The sequence below is a fragment of the Qipengyuania sp. MTN3-11 genome (assembly GCF_042851825.1).
In the GTDB taxonomy this organism is placed as follows: domain Bacteria; phylum Pseudomonadota; class Alphaproteobacteria; order Sphingomonadales; family Sphingomonadaceae; genus Qipengyuania.
Genome location: NZ_BTGM01000001.1, coordinates 1,270,395 through 1,286,381 on the forward strand (window position 1 = coordinate 1,270,395; position 15,987 = coordinate 1,286,381).

Genomic DNA, 15,987 nt, shown 5'->3' on the forward strand with positions numbered 1-15,987 from the left:
CCCCACAAGCCCGGCGGAATTCGGCGCGATGTTCACTCGCGCTTCACCCCTTGCCACCCTATATGCCGCCCATGTCGAATTTCCCCCGCGCCGTCCGGCGCTTCGCGCTTGTCCTCCCCTTCGCTTTCCTCGCCGTGCCGCCCGCGGCCGGGCAGGACGCGCCGCCGACTCCAACCGCGCTCCAGACCGGGGGTGATACGCCGTGGATCTACGAAGGCAGCGACGTTCCTCGCGATCCCGAGTGGCAGTTTGGCGAAATGGACAACGGTCTGCGCTATGCGGTGCGACGCAACGGCGTGCCGCCCGATCAGGTATCGATCAGGGTCCGTATCGACGCCGGTTCGCTGCATGAACGGGACAGCGAACGGGGATTCGCCCATCTGCTCGAGCACATGCTGTTTCGCGAGAGCAAATATCTGGGCCCCGGCGAGGCGATCCCGACCTGGCAGCGTCTCGGCGCGACCTTCGGCAGCGACACCAACGCTGAGACCAGCCCGACGCATACGGTGTTCAAGCTCGACCTGCCCAATATCGACGCCGCCAAGCTCGACGAGAGCTTCCGATTGTTGTCAGGCATGGTCCGCGAGCCGGTCCTCAGCGCTGGAAATCTTGCCGCCGACGTGCCGATCGTCATGGCCGAGAGGCGCGAGCGCGGCGGCGCCGCAGCGCGCAGTGCCGATGCGACCCGCGAAACCCTGTTCGCCGGACAGCGCCTGGCGGTCCGCGCCCCGATCGGGACCGAAGAAACATTGCGCGGCGCTACACCGGCATCGGTGCAGGCATTCCACCGGCGCTGGTACCGCCCGGAAAACACCGTCGTATCGGTGGCCGGGGATGCCGACCCGATGCTGCTGGCGGCGCTGGTGGAGAAATACTTCGGCGACTGGGACGTGCGCGGCGAGCCTGCCCCGGCGCCCGATTTCGGCGACCCGGTCGCACCGGCAGGCAGCGACCCCGATAATCCGGTGGGCGAAACCGCGGTGATCGTCGAGCCCGACTTGCCGCGCAGCCTCAGCTACGGGATCATGCGTCCCTGGCGGCCGGTGCAGGACACCATCGTCTACAACCAGGGCCTGCTGCGCGATTCGCTTGCGCAGGCATTGATCAACCGCCGGCTCGAATCGCGCGCGCGGGCGGGTGGCAGCTACCTCTACGCGCAGGTCCAGCAGGACGATGTCAGCCGCTCGTCCGATGCGACCTTCGTCAGCCTCGCACCCCTGACCGACGATTGGGAGACCGCGCTGGCCGATGTCCGCTCGGTGATCGCAGATGCGCTGGCGACACCGCCGACGGAAGAGGAGATCGACCGCGAGATCGCGGAGTTCGAACAGATCTTCGTCAGTTCGGTGGAAGAACGCGCGGTTCTGCCCGGATCCCGATTGGCGGACGACATCGTTCAGGCGGTCGACATCCGCGAGGCCGTCGCCGCGCCCGATACCGTGCTGGAGGTCTTTCGCGGAATGAAGGACACGATCACGCCAGAGCAGCTGCTCGAGCATACCCGCGCACTCTTCTCCGGAGCCGTGATCCGCGGAATCTACGTCACGCCCGCCCAAGGCGAGGCGAGCGCGGAGCAATTGCGCGCGGCGCTCGCGGCGCCGGTCGCGGCGGACGCCTCGGCTCGGCTCCAGGCCCAGGACATATCCTTCGAGGGTCTTCCGCCGATCGGCACTCCGAGCGAGATCGTCCAGCAGGCCCCGATCGGCGTGCTCGATATCGAGCGGGTCGACTTTGGCAACGGGGTCAAGGCGATCGTCTGGCCCAACAATGGCGAACCGGGCCGCGTTTCGGTCAAGGTCCGCTTCGGCGGCGGTTACCGATCGATCGCGCCCGAAGACGGCACCTATGCCACGCTTGGCGAAATGGCGCTGATCGGTTCGGGAATCGGCGAACTCGGCCAGGAGGAGCTCGACCGCATCTCCACCGGCCGCAAGATGGGATTTGATTTCGGTATTTCCGAGGGTGCCTTCACCTTCTTCGCGCAGACCAATGCCCGCGACCTTGCCGACCAGCTCTATCTCTTCGCCGCCAAGCTCGATCAGCCGCGTTGGGATCCGAACCCGGTGATACGAGCACAGGCGGCGGCACGGCTGGCTTACGAAAGCTATGCCACCAGCCCTGCCGGCGTCCTCAACCGCGATCTCGATTCCCTGTTGCGTGGAGGCGACCAACGGTATGCGACGCCCGATCTCGCAGCGCTGGCAGCTGCGACGCCGCAAGGCTTCCGGGAGGTCTGGGAGCCACTGCTGGCAGAGGGTCCGGTCGAAGTCCTGATATTCGGCGATTTCGACAAGGCCGAGGCGATCGCAGCGCTCCAGCGGACCTTCGGCGCGCTCGATCCGCGCGCGCCGTTGTCCCCCGAGATCGCTGCTTCGCTCCCGGCCGCACCGACAGTCGGCGAGACGAGCGTGCTCACCCATCGCGGCGATCCCGACCAGGCCGCCGCGGTCGTCGCCTGGCCGAGCGGTGGAGGCGTGATGGGACTGCGCGAGTCACGCCAGCTCGAGATCCTCGTCCAGGTGTTCAACAATCGCCTGCTCGAAGCGATGCGCGAACGTGCCGGAGCCAGCTACGCGCCGTCGGTGCAATCCGAATGGCCGAGCGATATCGAGGGAGGAGGGCGGATCAGCGCGATCGCCCAGCTTCAACCCGAGGACGTGCCGATCTTCTTCGAGGAGACGCAGCGGATCGCCCAGAGCCTGACCACGTCTCCGCCCGATGCCGACGAGCTCGCCCGGGTGACCGAACCGCTGCGCCAGTACATCACCCGGGTTTCGACCGGGAACCTGTTCTGGTTATATCAGCTCGAGGGGTCCACGACCGATCCGCGCCGGATCGCGATGATGCGCTCGCTGCTCAACGACTATTCGCGGACGACGCCCGAAGCGATGCTGGCGCTGGCGCAGAAGTATTTCGGCGGCCGCGAAGCATACCGCATTGCGGTCATTCCGGAGGGGCAGACGTTGGCCGAGGCCCCGGCGGCGCCTTAGGCTGGCAATTCCATTTCGGATTAGGACTGGTCATCGTGCGCTGATTTGCGCCATAATGGCTGGCCAAACCGCCGGTGGGGCGGTGAGCAATACGATCGAGTACGATGATGACGAAGGCGTGGACACCCGATAGCTGGCAGGACTTCGAGGCGCGGCATCTGCCTGTCTACGACGACGCTGTAGAGCTTGCGGAGGTGCAGGAGACCCTGCGCAGTCACCCGCCGCTGGTCTTTGCCGGAGAAGCGCGGGCGCTGAAGGCCGATCTGGCACAGGTCGCGGCGGGCGAGGCATTCCTGCTGCAGGGCGGCGATTGTGCCGAAAGCTTCGCCGAATTCCATCCGGACAACATCCGCGACACCTTCCGCGTGCTGTTGCAGATGGCGGTGGTGCTGACCTTTGCCGGCCGGCAGCCGGTGGTGAAAGTCGGGCGAATGGCCGGCCAGTTCGCCAAGCCGCGCTCCTCGCCGACCGAGACCCAGGGCGACGTGACCCTTCCGAGCTATCTCGGCGACAATATCAACGGCATCGAATTCGATGCTGAGGCGCGCCGCAACGATCCGGCGCGGATGGTGCGCGCCTATTCGCAGGCCGCAGCCACCCTCAACCTGCTGCGTGCGTTCGCCGGAGGGGGCTACGCCAATCTGCGGCAGGTGCATCAGTGGACGCTCGATTTCATGGGCCGCAGTCCGTGGGCCGAGAAGTTCGAACATCTCGCGGACCGCATCGGGGAGGCGCTCGATTTCATGGAGGCCTGCGGAGTCGATCCCCAGACCCTGCCGCAACTCCAGCGGACCAGCTTCTACACCAGCCACGAGGCGCTGCTGCTGCCTTACGAGGAGGTGATGACCCGCCGCGACAGCCTGACCGGCGAATGGTACGATTGCAGCGCGCACATGGTCTGGATCGGCGACCGGACCCGCTTTCCCGGCAGCGCCCATGTCGAATTCGCGCGCGGGATCGGCAACCCGCTCGGGATCAAGTGCGGGCCGAATCTGATGCCGGACGACCTCCTCGAACTTCTCGACACGCTCAATCCGGGGCGCGAGCCCGGGCGGATCACGCTGATCAGCCGCTTCGGCCACGACCGCGTCGAGCGCGGGCTGGCGCCGCTGGTGCGGGCAGTGCAGCGCGAAGGGCATCCGGTGGTGTGGAGCTGCGACCCGATGCACGGCAATGTCGTCAAATCGGAGAGCGGCTACAAAACCCGGCCGTTCGACCGCATCCTGGGCGAGGTGAAGGGCTTCTTCGCGGTTCACCGCGCCGAAGGGACCCATGCCGGCGGCATCCATGTGGAGATGACCGGGCAGGACGTGACCGAATGCGTCGGCGGCGCGGTGGCGATCACCGACGCCGCGCTGCGCGATCGCTATCACACCCACTGCGACCCCCGGCTCAATGCCGCGCAATCGCTCGAACTCGCCTTCCTGCTGGCGGAGATGATCAACGCGGAGAGCGAGCAGCGGCGGGCCTACGCCGCTTAAGACCTGGCCAAGGCGCCAAAGGTTCCGCCGAGGCAAGGGTTTTTCCCAGGAACGCCTTTCGCGGCCGCGTTTTGTTCGCCATGTAGGATCATGGTCGCCGGTTCTGGTGGTCGCTGACTGGAGGGTCCCCAAGGATGACCCGCGCGCAAGAACAATCCCCCGAACCCGCTTCGGCCGAAGGTGCGGACGAGGCTCTGGAGGCGCGGTTTCGCGCCACCCGTTCGCTCAGCGAGGCGCTGGTCGAGCCCCTGAGCGACGCCGACGCGACGATCCAGTCGATGGAAGACGCCTCGCCAGCCAAATGGCATCTGGCGCACACCTCCTGGTTCTGGGAAACTTTCCTGCTTCGCGAGCACCTGCCCGGATACGAACTGTTCGACGGGCGCTGGCCGTTCATCCATAATTCCTATTACGAGACCGAGGGCGAGCGGATCGCACGCTTCTCGCGCGGCATGCTCTCTCGCCCCTCGCTCGAAGATCTGCTGGCCTATCGCGACCATGTGAACCGCGCGATGGAGAGCCTGCTGAACGATCCGCGGCACGCCGCCATGATCGCGCCCCTTGTCGCTTTGGGTGTCGCGCACGAGCAGCAGCATCAGGAACTGCTGCTGACCGATATCAAGCACGCGCTGTTTCAGAATCCCCTCGGTCCGGCGATGTGGGAAGCTCCCGCCCATGCGACCGAAAGCGCGGGGCAAGGCTGGCACACCCACCCCGGCGGCATCGCGCGGGTGGGGCATCAGGCAGACGGCTTCGCCTTCGACAACGAGGGGCCGGCGCACCGCGTTCTGCTGGAACCCTTCGCTCTAGCCAAGCGGTTGGTAACCAATGGCGAATGGTCCGAATTCATCGCCGACGGCGGCTACGAGACGGCGACACTGTGGCTTTCCGACGGCTGGGCCTGGATCAACGAGAACCGCGTCGCCGCGCCGCTCTATTGGCGGGACGCGGAACATTTCACCCATGCCGGTTGGCAGGAACGCGCCGCCGAAGCGCCGGTGACCCATATTTCCTATTTCGAGGCCGATGCCTTCGCCACCTGGGCCGGTCATCGGCTGCCGACCGAATTCGAATGGGAAGCGATCGCCCGCGGACAGGAGGGCGAGCGGGCCGCGCACGACCCTGCTGCCGGAAACCAGCTCGACGATGCGGCGCCGCCTTTGCCGCGCGGCGGCGACAGCCTGTTCGGCGATTGCTGGCAATTCACCCGCTCGGGCTATCTGCCCTATCCGCGCTTCCAGCCCGCTCCGGGAGCGGTGGGCGAATACAACGGTAAGTTCATGAGCGGGCAGTTCGTCCTCAAGGGGGCGAGCTGCGCGACCGCGCGCGGTCATTCGCGCGCCAGCTACCGCAATTTCTTCTACCCGCACCAGCGCTGGCAGTTCACCGGCCTGCGGCTTGCAAAGGACGTCTGATGGCCAGTGGAGAGGGCATTGCGCTCGTCGAACTCGACGAGGAGGGGGTCGACAGGGCCTTCCGGGCCGACGTGCTCGACGGGCTGCGGCAAAAGCAGAAGGCGATTCCCGCGCGCTGGCTCTACGACGATGCCGGGTCGGAGCTGTTCGAAGACATCACCCGCATCCCCGCGTATTATCCGACCCGCGCCGAAACCGAGATTCTGACCGAGCGCGGCGAAGAATTCGCTGCCGAGATCGGGGCGGGCCGGACGGTTGTCGAATTCGGCAGCGGCAGTTCGGTCAAGACGCCGCTGTTGCTGCGCGCGATCGATCCCGCCGCCTATGTCCCGCTCGACATCGCGGGCGATTTCCTGCGCGAGGCTGCCGATGCCCTGTCGGCCAAGTTTCCCGGCCTACCGGTCCACCCGGTCGAGGCCGATTTCATGCGCGAGGTCGATCTGCCGGACGCGGTTTCCGCGCAGCCCAAGCTCGGCTTCTTCCCCGGTTCGACCATCGGCAATCTGGTGCCGCGCTCCGCGGTCGATCTGCTGCGCTCGATGCGCAAGACCTTGCAGGCCGACTACGGAGTTCAGCCAATGCTGCTGGTCGGCATGGATCTGGTCAAGGACCGCGACATGCTGATCGCGGCCTACGACGACGCCGGGGGAGTGACCGCGGAATTCAACCGCAATCTCGCGCGCAGGATCAACCGCGAACTGGGCGGTACCATTCCCGTCGACGATCTGCGCCATCTCGCGCGCTGGAACGACAAATACGCCCGGGTGGAAATGCATCTGGAGGCGCAGCGCGACATCCGTTTCGAGGTTTCGGGTCAATCCTTCGCCATGGCGCGCGGCGAGACGATACACACCGAAAACAGCCACAAGTTCACGCGCCGCAGCTCCTATCTGCTTCTCGAAGCCAGCGGCTGGAGCCCGGTCAAGCGCTGGCGGGACAGCAAGAAGCGGTTCTCGCTGATCCTCGCCGAGGCGACCGACCCGCGCAACGCACCGTGACTGGACGCCGCCGGCAACAGCGGTGTTCATGGAAACGGCATCTGCGGCGAACTATATAGCCGCGGATGGACATCGCCCCCGCCTTCGAAGCCGCCACCGACGTCATCCGGGCGATACCGCGATCCGAATTGCTGCTGATGGCGCTCGTGGCGGTGATCGGTGGAATGATCGGGTCCGCGCTGATACGCCATCGAGTGCCGATGGGACGCGCCGTCCGCAGCCTGAGCACACTGGTGCTCGTCGCGGTGCTGGTGACCGTGGTGCTGCAACTCTCCCGCTTCGATCCCCGGCTCGAGGTCGCGGTTCCGCAGTTCGGTCTGCCGGAACAGGTGGTCGAGGGCGGGGAGACTCGCGTCGAGATGGCACCCGACGGGCATTTCTGGCTCCAGGCTTCGCTCAACGGCGTCCCCGCGCGCTTCCTGGTCGACACCGGGGCGACGGTGACCGCCGTGTCCGAGGATGTCGCCGTCCAAGCCGGGCTCGAGCCCCGCGCAGGCGGCATTCCGGTGCGGATCGCCACGGCCAACGGGGCGATGAACGCGGACATATCCTCGGCGGACAGCCTGACCTTCGGCAATGTCGAGGCGCGCGGGGTGGATGTGGTCATCGCACCGAGCCTCGGCACCACCAACGTGCTTGGCATGAACGTGCTGTCGCGGCTCGAGAGCTGGCGGGTCGAGGGCCGGACGCTCATTCTGGTGCCGGGCAACGGCGAAACGGGCTGAGGCGCGAATGAGCGTTTGAACCCCACGGGCAAGCCGCTATGCCCCGCCGCGATGGCCGCTACCTTGCCCCCGCCTCCCGCGCTGGACACCCTGCTGGCCGAACGGAAGGTCGCGCTGTTTCTCGATTTCGACGGCACGCTGGTCGACATCGCTCCCACTCCCGACGAAATCGATGTGCCGGGCGATCTCGTGGCCCGGCTGCACGCGCTGTGCGAGCGGATGGATCACCGGGTGGCGCTGGTCAGTGGCAGGGCGCTCGACGACCTCGAGGCGCATCTGCCGGCGATCAGGGTCTGCCGCGCCGGATCGCACGGGGCCTCGCGCCTGCTGGCCGACGGTGCGCGTCTGGGCAAGGAGCCGACAGGTCTTCCCGATGGCGCGGTCGCCGAGCTGCGCGCCTTTGCCGAGAGGGAAGGGCTGCTTTACGAGACCAAGGCGCACGGCGGTGCGCTGCATTTCCGCCAATCGCCCGACAGCCGCGAGGCGGCGGTGCGGCGCGGACACGAGATCGCCGATGCCTTCGGGCTCGACCTGTTCACCGGCAAGGGCATCGTCGAACTCGTTCGGCCCGGCGCCAACAAGGGCGAGGCGGTGCGCGCCTTTATGGAGACCGCGTCCTTCGCCGATGCGCTTCCGGTGTTCCTGGGCGACGACACAACCGACGAGGACGGCATGGAAGCCGTCCGCGCCTACGGCGGCTTCGGCATCGCGGTGGGCGAGCGCGAGAGTGCGATGGCGCGGTACGCCCTCGACAGCGTCGCCGCGGTCCACCATTGGCTGGGCCTATGACAACTGCCGCCCCGTCTCTGGAGCTCTCCCCGATCGGCAATTGCCAGATCAGCGCGTTGATCGACGAGGCCGGCGGAATCGTCTGGAGCTGCGTGCCCCGGGTGGATGGGGATCCGGTGTTCTGCTCCCTGCTCAACGGGGAAAAGAGCGAGGCCGGGGTTTGGCGCTTCGAGCTCGAGGACCAGGTCTCTGCCAGCCAGCATTACGTCCGCAACACCGCGATCCTCGTCACCCGGCTCGAGAGCGCCGATGGCAGTGCGGTGGAGATTCACGACTTCGCACCGCGGTTCGAGCGCTCGGGGCGGATGTACCGTCCGGTCGCGCTGGCCCGCGTGGTGCGTCCCGTGGCGGGCGCGCCGCGGATGAAGGTGACGCTGGCACCGATGTGCGGCTATGGCGCCGAGCCGGTCGAGACCACCAACGGCACCAACCACATCCGCTATCTCGTCGGCCCGCAGGCCATGCGCCTTTCGACCGACGCGCCGGTCGGCTACCTGCTCGAAGAGCGCAGCTATCGCGTGGAAAGCGACCAGCACTTCTTCCTCGGGCCGGACGAACCCTTCGTCGGCAATATCCGCAACGAGGTGAGGGGGATGGAAGCCGCGACCCGCCGCTATTGGCAGCACTGGGTGCGCGGATTGCACATCCCGCTCGAATGGCAGGAGGAGGTGATCCGCGCGGCGATCGCGCTCAAGCTGTGCCAGCACGAGGAGACCGGCGCGATCGTCGCCGCGTTGACGACGTCGATACCGGAAGCGCCGGGCAGCCAGCGCAACTGGGACTATCGCTTCTGCTGGATCCGCGATTCCTATTACACCGTCCAGGCGCTCAATCGGCTCGGCGCGCTCGACGTGCTCGAGAAATACCTGACCTACCTGCGCAACATCGTCGATTCGGCGCGCGGCGGACGCATCCAGCCGCTCTATTCGGTGATGGGCGAAAGCGAGCTGACCGAGGGCGAGGCGGAGCATCTGGCCGGCTATCGCGGGATGGGGCCGGTCCGGATCGGCAATGCCGCCTACAGCCAGGTGCAGCACGATTGCTATGGCCAGATCGTCATGCCGACCGCGCAGGCCTTCTTCGACCAACGTCTGTTACGCATGGCCGACGAGCGCGACTTCGCGCATCTGGAAGAAGTCGGCGAGATGGCCTGGCGGATGCACGACCAGCCCGACGCCGGCCTGTGGGAATTTCGCACGAGGCAGGAAGTCCACACCTATTCGGCGGTGATGTGCTGGGCCGCCTGCGACCGGCTGGCCAACGTCGCGGCGAAGCTGGAAAAGGGCGACCGGGTCGCCTTCTGGCGAGAGCGCGCGCAGACCATCCGCGAACGGATCGAAAGCGAGGCCTGGTACGCCGAGGGCGACCATTTCGGCGCGAGTTTCGAGAGCGATTATCTCGACGCCAGCCTGCTGCAGATGGCCGAACTGCGGTTCATCTCGTCCGACGATCCCCGTTTTCGCAGCACCTTCGCCGCGATCGAGCGCGAACTCAGGCGCGGGGACCACATGCTGCGCTATGCTGCGGAAGACGATTTCGGTGCACCCGAGACCGCATTCAACGTCTGCACGTTCTGGCTCATCGAGGCGCTCCATCTCGTCGGGCGGAACGACGAGGCGCGAGAGATGTTCGAATCCATGCTGGGGCACACGACCCGCTCGGGTCTTCTGTCGGAAGACCTCGATTACGAAACCGGTGAATTGTGGGGCAATTTCCCGCAGACCTATTCGCTGGTCGGGATCATCAACTGCGCCGGCCTGCTGTCCAAGCCATGGAGCGAAGTCCGCTGACCGATAGCCAACGCCTGATCGTCGTCTCCAACCGCGTGGCCGTACCCAAGGCCCGCGGTGCGGCCGGTGCCCAGGGGGGATTGGCGGGCGCGCTCAACGCGGCGCTGAAGCAGCACGAGGGGGTCTGGTTCGGCTGGTCGGGAGAGGATGGCGCGGGCGAGACCGGCAACGTCACCACCTATGACGATGACGGCGTCACCATCGCGACCATCGACCTCAGCGAGCAGGACGTCGGCGAATATTACAACGGCTATGCCAATGCGACGCTCTGGCCGCTGTTCCACTACCGCCTCGACCTCGCGCGGTTCGAACGCGAAACGGGCAAGGGCTACGAGCGGGTCAACGAGAGCTTCGCCGAACATGTGGCGCCCTTCATCGGCGAGGACGACCTCGTGTGGGTGCACGATTATCACCTGCTCCCGCTCGGAGAACGGCTGCGCAGCCGCGGATTCGGGAACCGGATCGGCTTTTTCCTCCACACCCCATGGCCGCCGAGCCGGCTCCTGGTATCGCTTCCCTATCACGAGCGACTTGTGCGCACGATGTTGCACTACGATCTGATCGGCTTTCAGACCGGGGAATGGCTGTCGAGCTTCCTTCACTACTGTCGCGAAGAGCTCGGGGCCCAGGTCGACGAGGGCACCGGCCGGATCGATTTTGAGGGGCGCACCACGACGGCGCGGGCCTATCCGATCGGGATCGATTGGGATCAGTTCAGCGCGCTCGGCGAAACGGGTGAAGCACGCCAGGCGGCGCAGCGGGTCCTTTCCTCCACGCGGCGCAGGATCGCGATGATCGGGGTCGACCGGCTCGACTATTCCAAGGGCCTTCCCGAACGGCTCGACGGCATCTCGCGCTTCTTCGACCGGAGGCCGGAATCGGTTCGCGATCTCGTCTTCATCCAGATCGCGCCGCCGAGCCGCGAAGACGTCGAAAGCTATCAGGAGATCCGGGCCGAACTGGAGCGCAAGGCGGGCCATATCAACGGCGCCCAGTCCGAAGTCGACATGGTGCCGGTGCGATATGTCAACCGGGGATATGGCCATGCCGAGCTCCACGGGTTCTTCCGCGCATCCAAGATCGGGCTGGTGACGCCGCTGCGCGATGGGATGAACCTGGTCGCCAAGGAATACGTCGCCGCGCAGGACCCCGAGGATCCCGGCGTGCTCGTCCTCTCGCGTTTCGCCGGGGCGGCGGCCCAGCTCGATTGCGATGGCAGCGGGGCGGTGCTGGTCAACCCGCACAGCCCCGACGATCTCGCCCATGCCATCGGCACCGCGCTCGACATGCCGTTGGCCGAACGCCGGCGTCGTTACGAGGCGATGATCGGGACCGTGCGCGACGACAACGTGCAGGCCTGGACCGCCAATTTCCTCGGCGATCTTCGCTGCACAAGACCCGTCTGACGGACCTCAGATCGGGGAGCGCGGGGTCGGCCAACCGTTCCTGCGGAACCGGCCTCCACCCATCTGGAGGACCTCGTCGAGCTCGCGGTGACGCGGACGGTAGGGCCGGGTATCGAGGATGTGCGCGACCTTCTGCACCAAGGTTCGCGGTTCGAAGGGCTTGCGCAGATAGTCCTGCGCGCCGTTGAACAGCGCGGCTTCCTCGTCCTGTATGCGGTTCACGCTGGTCAGCATGATTACCGGCAACTCGCAGTCCCGCGGCGAATCCCGCATCTGGCGCAAGACCTGCGTACCGCTCATGCCGGGCATGTCGTTGTCGAGCAGGACCACGTCGGGTCGGCGCACCAGCAGCAGCGCCAGCGCTTCGGCCCCGCTGACGACCCACTGGCAATCGTGGTTTTCGCCCGCGAGGATATCGCTCGCGAGTTCGGCGATGATGTCGTCGTCGTCGACGATGAGGATTTGGGCCAAGCGAATTCTCCCTGTCCGCTCCTGCGATAGCGGCGCCCGTCGCAAGCTTGGCTTAGTGCTTGGCTAGGGATGTTTACGCAGGACCGGGGCGGTGCCACGGTCAAACGCATGATTCGCGAGCAAGAGCGTTTCCTTCCGACCGAGGGCATCCACAATTTCCGCGACTACGGCGGCTGGGCGGTCGCGGGCGGGGGCGAGGTGCGGCGCGGGCTGCTGTTCCGTTCCGGCCAGCACGTCGGCGCCAGCGATGCCGATCTGGCCGCGATCGCCGCGCTCGACATCCGCACTGTGATCGACCTGCGCGGTTCGTCCGAGCGGACCCGCAATCCTTGCCGCCGGGTCGAAGGCTTCGACGGCGAGGTGCTGTTCTACGATGGCGAGACGAGCAGCGCTCCGCCGCACATGCACACCGATCCTTCCACGGTCGAACCCGGACATGCCCGCGAGCGGATGCTTGCCGTCTATACCCGCATGCCCCGCAATCCGGCGATGCGGACGATGTTCGGCCGCTACCTCCGCGTCCTGGCGGACCGTGAGGGTGCCAGTCTCGTCCATTGCTTCGCCGGGAAGGATCGCACCGGTGTGGCCGCGACCTTCCTTTTGCATATCCTCGGCGTGTCCCGCGAAGACCAGTTTGCCGAGTACATGCGAACCAATGCCGCGCCGACCCTGGCCGTGCTGCGCGAACAGTCCGTGCCGATCCTGGAGGAGCGTCTGGGGCGCCGGCTCGAGGAAGTGGAGATCAAGGCGCGGCTCGAAGTGGACGAGGACTATCTCGCCACCTTCATCGCCGAGGCTGAGAAGGACTACGGCTCGCTGGACGGTTACCTGGCCGAGGCGATAGGTGTGGACGAGCGGTTGAAAGACCGGCTGCGGGCGCGCTTCGTGGCGTGACTCTTCGCCGCGGGCTTCCCATATAGCGGCGAACCCGGTTCCCAGACAGAGACGAGACATGGCCACCCATCGTACCAAGATGCTCATCATCGGCTCCGGCCCCGCCGGCTATTCCGCCGCGATCTACGGCGCGCGGGCGATGATGGAGCCGATCGTTGTGCAGGGCCTCCAGCCCGGAGGACAGCTCACCATCACCACCGATGTCGAGAACTACCCCGGCTTTCGCGAGGTGATCCAGGGCCCGTGGCTGATGGAGGAGATGAAGGCGCAGGCCGAACATGTCGGCACGCGGATGATGTGGGACACGATCGTCGAGGTCGACGTCGCCGGCGGATCGCCCTTCCGCGCGGTCGGCGACAGCGGCGACGAGTACATCGGCGACACGCTGGTGATCTGCACCGGGGCGCAGGCCAAGTGGCTCGGCGCGCCGGGCGAGCAGGAACTGGGCGGCAAGGGCGTGTCCGCCTGCGCGACCTGCGACGGGTTCTTCTACCGCGGCAAGAAGGTCGCGGTGATCGGCGGCGGCAACACCGCGGTCGAGGAGGCGCTCTACCTCACCAACCATTCCGAGGACGTGACGCTGATCCACCGCCGCGACAGCCTGCGCGCCGAACGCATCCTGCAGGACCGGCTGTTCAAGCACCCCAGGATCACGGTGCTGTGGAACAAGGTGGTCGACAGCTTCGAGGGCGATCCGCTCGCGGGCGGGCTCACCCATCTGGCGCTGCGCGATACCGAGACCGGCGAGGCGAGCGACTTCGCCTGCGACGGGGCCTTCGTCGCCATCGGCCATGCGCCCGCGACCGAGCTTTTCAAGGGCAAGCTGAAGATGGACGACGGCGGCTATCTGCTGGTCGAGCCGGGTACGCCCAAGACCGAGATCCCCGGCGTCTTCGCCGCGGGCGACGTGACCGACCACGTCTACCGTCAGGCGGTCACCGCGGCGGGGATGGGCTGCATGGCCGCGCTCGATGCCGAGCGTTTCCATTCGGGGCTGGACATCGACCTCGAAGGTCATGCCGAGCCCGTGTCGGAAGCCGCCGAATAGCTAGAAGATCACCACTGCGGCGTCGAAGATCAGGACGATCAGCACCAGGCTCGACAGTGCGAACAGGACGAAGCGAACCATCACCTTGTTCGCGGTCACCTGCACCAGCGAGTGGATGACGCGCAGCCCGACGTAGAGCCAGGCGAGGAAGGCGTTCATCCCGTCGCCGAGGCCGATCAGCGCGAGCACGATCGCCACGGCGTAGAACACCGTCGGCTGTTCGTGCAGGTGGTTGTAATTGTGCGCCTTCCACTGGACGTTGGCAGGCAATGCCCGGTCGAGCGAGGCATCGGGATCGCGCACCAGCCGGTCGGGATCGACCTTGGCCTTGCTCATCGCCGGGATGCGGGTGGCGTACATCCAGGCCCACATCACCATGGTCCAGATCATCAGAGCGACCGCCGGCTGGAGGATTTCGGCCTCCATGATCGAACCGGCGCCCATCACACCAGCACCGCCGGGTCGGCGAAGAGGGTGGCGATCACCGCGCGAGCGGCGAGATAGACCAGCGACAGCGTTGCCAGCATGAACAGCAGGAACCGCACCGCGACCACGTTCACCGTCGATTGATAGACCGAATGGACGATCCTGAGCACGACGTAGATCCAGGCGAACACGACGTCGAGCGCGCCCGCGCCCATGATCGCCAGGATCACCACCGCCGGGTAGAAGATGGTCGGCTGCTCCATCAGGTGCATGTAATTGTGGGCTTTCCACTGCACCTTGTCGGGGATGACCCCGTCCAGATCCTGACCGCGGCCGCCGGGCCGGGCCTTCTCCAGCCCGCCGCCGCTGACCTTCTTCATGGCGGGGAGCCGGGTCGCGGCCATCCACACCAGCATGATCAGCGTCCATGCGATCAGCACCGCCGCGGGTCCGAGGATCTGTGCCTGCATCGTCAATTCCCTCCCTTTTGTGTCTTCGGTTTAGGCGTTTCGTTTCGCCGCGCAACCTATCCCTCCGCGAGCATCCCCGCGAAATCGGAAGGATCGGTGTTGCCGCCGGTGAGCATGATCACCGTGTCGGCATCGAGCGGAACCTTGCCCGCGAGCGCCGCAGCCAGCGCCGCCGCCCCGCCGGGTTCGAGCGCGAGGCGCAGCCTGGCGAAGGCGAAGCGCTGGGCATCCCGCACTTCCGCGTCGGTCACGGTGACGCCCGGTTCCGCCCGGTCCCGAAGGACGGCGAGGTTGATCGGCTTGGTCGCATCGGGGCGCAGCGCGTCGCAGATGGTGGCGGGCGGATCCTCGCCCACGCGGACCACCTCGCCCGCCGCCAGCGCCCGCCCGACCATGTCCCAGCCTTGCGGTTCGACCAATTGGATCGTGCTGTCGGGGCAGGCGAGGGCGAGCCCTGCGGCCAGCCCGCCGCCGCCGCAGCAGGCGACGATGCGCGAAGGCTGGCGGCCCATCTGCTCCGCAATCTCGATACCCGCGCTGCCTTGCCCCTCGATCACCCACGGATCGCCGAAGGCGTGGACCAGCACCGCGCCGCGTCGTTCGACCTCGCGCGCGGCGACCTCGTCGCGGTCCTCTCCCGGCCTTTCGTAGAGCACCAGCTCCGCGCCCAGCGCCTTCGTCGCCTCCAGCTTCACCCTGGGCGCGTCGCGCGGCATCACGATCGCCGCCTCGATCCCCAGCCGCCGCGCCGCCCAGGCAACCCCTTGCGCGTGGTTGCCGCTCGACACGGCGACCACGCCGCGCGCCTTCTCCTGCTCGGTCAGGTTCGACAGCCGCCACCAGCCGCCCCTGATCTTGAAGGCGCCGATCGGCTGGAGGCTTTCGGCCTTCACCAGGCAGGACACTCCGGCGATCTCCACCGGCAGCAGCGGCGTCGGCGGCAGGATGGCTGCGATCGAACGGGCTGCGGATTGCACACCTTCCCTTGTCGGCAATCGGTCGGTGTTCATACGACAGCCTCGCGGTCTGAACAGGTGTTACAGGTGTTACACGGTCCAGAAGCAAAGAAGGTACCCCGTCCGGC

General features: G+C 66.7%; 14 protein-coding genes. 10 read left to right on the plus strand and 4 right to left on the minus strand.

Features of this window, described 5'->3' with window-relative positions:
• Positions 1 to 71 precede the first annotated feature (71 nt).
• From ACGHN1_RS06100 to ACGHN1_RS06135, 8 genes are all read left to right on the plus strand, one after another.
• Entirely contained in the window at positions 72 to 2,990 is a 2,919-nt protein-coding gene (locus ACGHN1_RS06100; protein ID WP_390549302.1) for a M16 family metallopeptidase, read from the plus strand.
• Between the two features lie 107 nt (positions 2,991 to 3,097).
• Positions 3,098 to 4,471: a class II 3-deoxy-7-phosphoheptulonate synthase gene (locus ACGHN1_RS06105; RefSeq protein ID WP_390549791.1), complete on the plus strand. Its 1,374-nt coding sequence runs from the start codon at positions 3,098 to 3,100 to the stop codon at positions 4,469 to 4,471.
• A gap of 134 nt (positions 4,472 to 4,605) precedes the next feature.
• Positions 4,606 to 5,886 carry an ergothioneine biosynthesis protein EgtB gene (gene egtB / locus ACGHN1_RS06110; RefSeq protein WP_390549303.1) on the plus strand — a complete coding sequence of 427 codons (1,281 nt, stop codon included), beginning with the start codon at positions 4,606 to 4,608 and terminating at the stop codon, positions 5,884 to 5,886.
• Entirely contained in the window at positions 5,886 to 6,884 is a 999-nt protein-coding gene (egtD, locus tag ACGHN1_RS06115; RefSeq protein WP_390549305.1) for an L-histidine N(alpha)-methyltransferase, read from the plus strand. The genes egtB and egtD overlap by 1 nt, the downstream gene beginning before the upstream one ends.
• A 65-nt stretch (positions 6,885 to 6,949) precedes the next feature.
• A complete protein-coding gene (locus tag ACGHN1_RS06120) occupies positions 6,950 to 7,609 on the plus strand; it encodes a TIGR02281 family clan AA aspartic protease (RefSeq protein ID WP_390549307.1) in 660 nt (219 codons plus the stop codon).
• A 51-nt stretch (positions 7,610 to 7,660) separates the two neighbouring features.
• Positions 7,661 to 8,398, plus strand: a complete 738-nt coding sequence (gene otsB, locus ACGHN1_RS06125; RefSeq protein ID WP_390549309.1) for a trehalose-phosphatase — start codon at positions 7,661 to 7,663, stop codon at positions 8,396 to 8,398.
• Positions 8,395 to 10,188: a glycoside hydrolase family 15 protein gene (locus tag ACGHN1_RS06130; RefSeq protein WP_390549311.1), complete on the plus strand. Its 1,794-nt coding sequence runs from the start codon at positions 8,395 to 8,397 to the stop codon at positions 10,186 to 10,188. Before otsB ends, ACGHN1_RS06130 begins: the two co-directional genes overlap by 4 nt.
• Positions 10,170 to 11,594, plus strand: coding sequence for a trehalose-6-phosphate synthase (locus ACGHN1_RS06135; RefSeq protein ID WP_390549313.1), 1,425 nt, complete (start codon positions 10,170 to 10,172; stop codon positions 11,592 to 11,594). The genes ACGHN1_RS06130 and ACGHN1_RS06135 overlap by 19 nt, the downstream gene beginning before the upstream one ends.
• 6 nt (positions 11,595 to 11,600) lie before the next feature.
• Here ACGHN1_RS06135 and ACGHN1_RS06140 read toward each other — a convergent pair whose 3' ends face one another.
• Complete coding sequence (locus ACGHN1_RS06140; protein ID WP_390549315.1) at positions 11,601 to 12,065, minus strand: two-component system response regulator; 465 nt, start codon at positions 12,063 to 12,065, stop codon at positions 11,601 to 11,603.
• A gap of 108 nt (positions 12,066 to 12,173) precedes the next feature.
• Between ACGHN1_RS06140 and ACGHN1_RS06145 the strand changes: the two genes are divergently transcribed.
• Together ACGHN1_RS06145 and trxB are read left to right on the plus strand one after the other, a co-directional pair.
• On the plus strand, positions 12,174 to 12,959 hold the full coding sequence (locus ACGHN1_RS06145; protein ID WP_390549317.1) for a tyrosine-protein phosphatase: 786 nt from the start codon (positions 12,174 to 12,176) through the stop codon (positions 12,957 to 12,959).
• Positions 12,960 to 13,017: 58 nt separating this feature from the next.
• Positions 13,018 to 14,007: a thioredoxin-disulfide reductase gene (trxB, locus tag ACGHN1_RS06150; protein WP_390549319.1), complete on the plus strand. Its 990-nt coding sequence runs from the start codon at positions 13,018 to 13,020 to the stop codon at positions 14,005 to 14,007.
• On the opposite strand, the gene ACGHN1_RS06155 is transcribed toward trxB, so the two are convergent.
• The 3 genes from ACGHN1_RS06155 to ACGHN1_RS06165 are packed head-to-tail and all read right to left on the minus strand — an operon-like array spanning position 14,008 to position 15,913.
• Positions 14,008 to 14,451, minus strand: coding sequence for an MAPEG family protein (locus tag ACGHN1_RS06155; protein WP_390549321.1), 444 nt, complete (start codon positions 14,449 to 14,451; stop codon positions 14,008 to 14,010).
• On the minus strand, positions 14,451 to 14,903 hold the full coding sequence (locus ACGHN1_RS06160; protein WP_390549323.1) for an MAPEG family protein: 453 nt from the start codon (positions 14,901 to 14,903) through the stop codon (positions 14,451 to 14,453). Before ACGHN1_RS06160 ends, ACGHN1_RS06155 begins: the two co-directional genes overlap by 1 nt.
• 56 nt (positions 14,904 to 14,959) lie before the next feature.
• On the minus strand, positions 14,960 to 15,913 hold the full coding sequence (locus tag ACGHN1_RS06165; RefSeq protein WP_390549325.1) for a threonine/serine dehydratase: 954 nt from the start codon (positions 15,911 to 15,913) through the stop codon (positions 14,960 to 14,962).
• Between the last annotated feature and the right edge of the window lie 74 nt (positions 15,914 to 15,987).

Excerpts from the sequence above, each read along its gene's own strand:
- ACGHN1_RS06100 (WP_390549302.1), top strand. The coding sequence starts at position 72 with ATGTCGAATTTCCCCCGCGCCGTCCGGCGCTTCGCGCTTGTCCTCCCC.
- ACGHN1_RS06105 (WP_390549791.1), top strand. The coding sequence starts at position 3,098 with ATGACGAAGGCGTGGACACCCGATAGCTGGCAGGACTTCGAGGCGCGG.
- egtB (WP_390549303.1), top strand. The coding sequence starts at position 4,606 with ATGACCCGCGCGCAAGAACAATCCCCCGAACCCGCTTCGGCCGAAGGT.
- egtD (WP_390549305.1), top strand. The coding sequence starts at position 5,886 with ATGGCCAGTGGAGAGGGCATTGCGCTCGTCGAACTCGACGAGGAGGGG.
- ACGHN1_RS06120 (WP_390549307.1), top strand. The coding sequence starts at position 6,950 with ATGGACATCGCCCCCGCCTTCGAAGCCGCCACCGACGTCATCCGGGCG.
- otsB (WP_390549309.1), top strand. The coding sequence starts at position 7,661 with ATGGCCGCTACCTTGCCCCCGCCTCCCGCGCTGGACACCCTGCTGGCC.
- ACGHN1_RS06130 (WP_390549311.1), top strand. The coding sequence starts at position 8,395 with ATGACAACTGCCGCCCCGTCTCTGGAGCTCTCCCCGATCGGCAATTGC.
- ACGHN1_RS06135 (WP_390549313.1), top strand. The coding sequence starts at position 10,170 with ATGGAGCGAAGTCCGCTGACCGATAGCCAACGCCTGATCGTCGTCTCC.
- ACGHN1_RS06145 (WP_390549317.1), top strand. The coding sequence starts at position 12,174 with ATGATTCGCGAGCAAGAGCGTTTCCTTCCGACCGAGGGCATCCACAAT.
- trxB (WP_390549319.1), top strand. The coding sequence starts at position 13,018 with ATGGCCACCCATCGTACCAAGATGCTCATCATCGGCTCCGGCCCCGCC.
- ACGHN1_RS06155 (WP_390549321.1), bottom strand. The coding sequence starts at position 14,451 with ATGGGCGCCGGTTCGATCATGGAGGCCGAAATCCTCCAGCCGGCGGTC.
- ACGHN1_RS06160 (WP_390549323.1), bottom strand. The coding sequence starts at position 14,903 with ATGCAGGCACAGATCCTCGGACCCGCGGCGGTGCTGATCGCATGGACG.
- ACGHN1_RS06165 (WP_390549325.1), bottom strand. The coding sequence starts at position 15,913 with ATGAACACCGACCGATTGCCGACAAGGGAAGGTGTGCAATCCGCAGCC.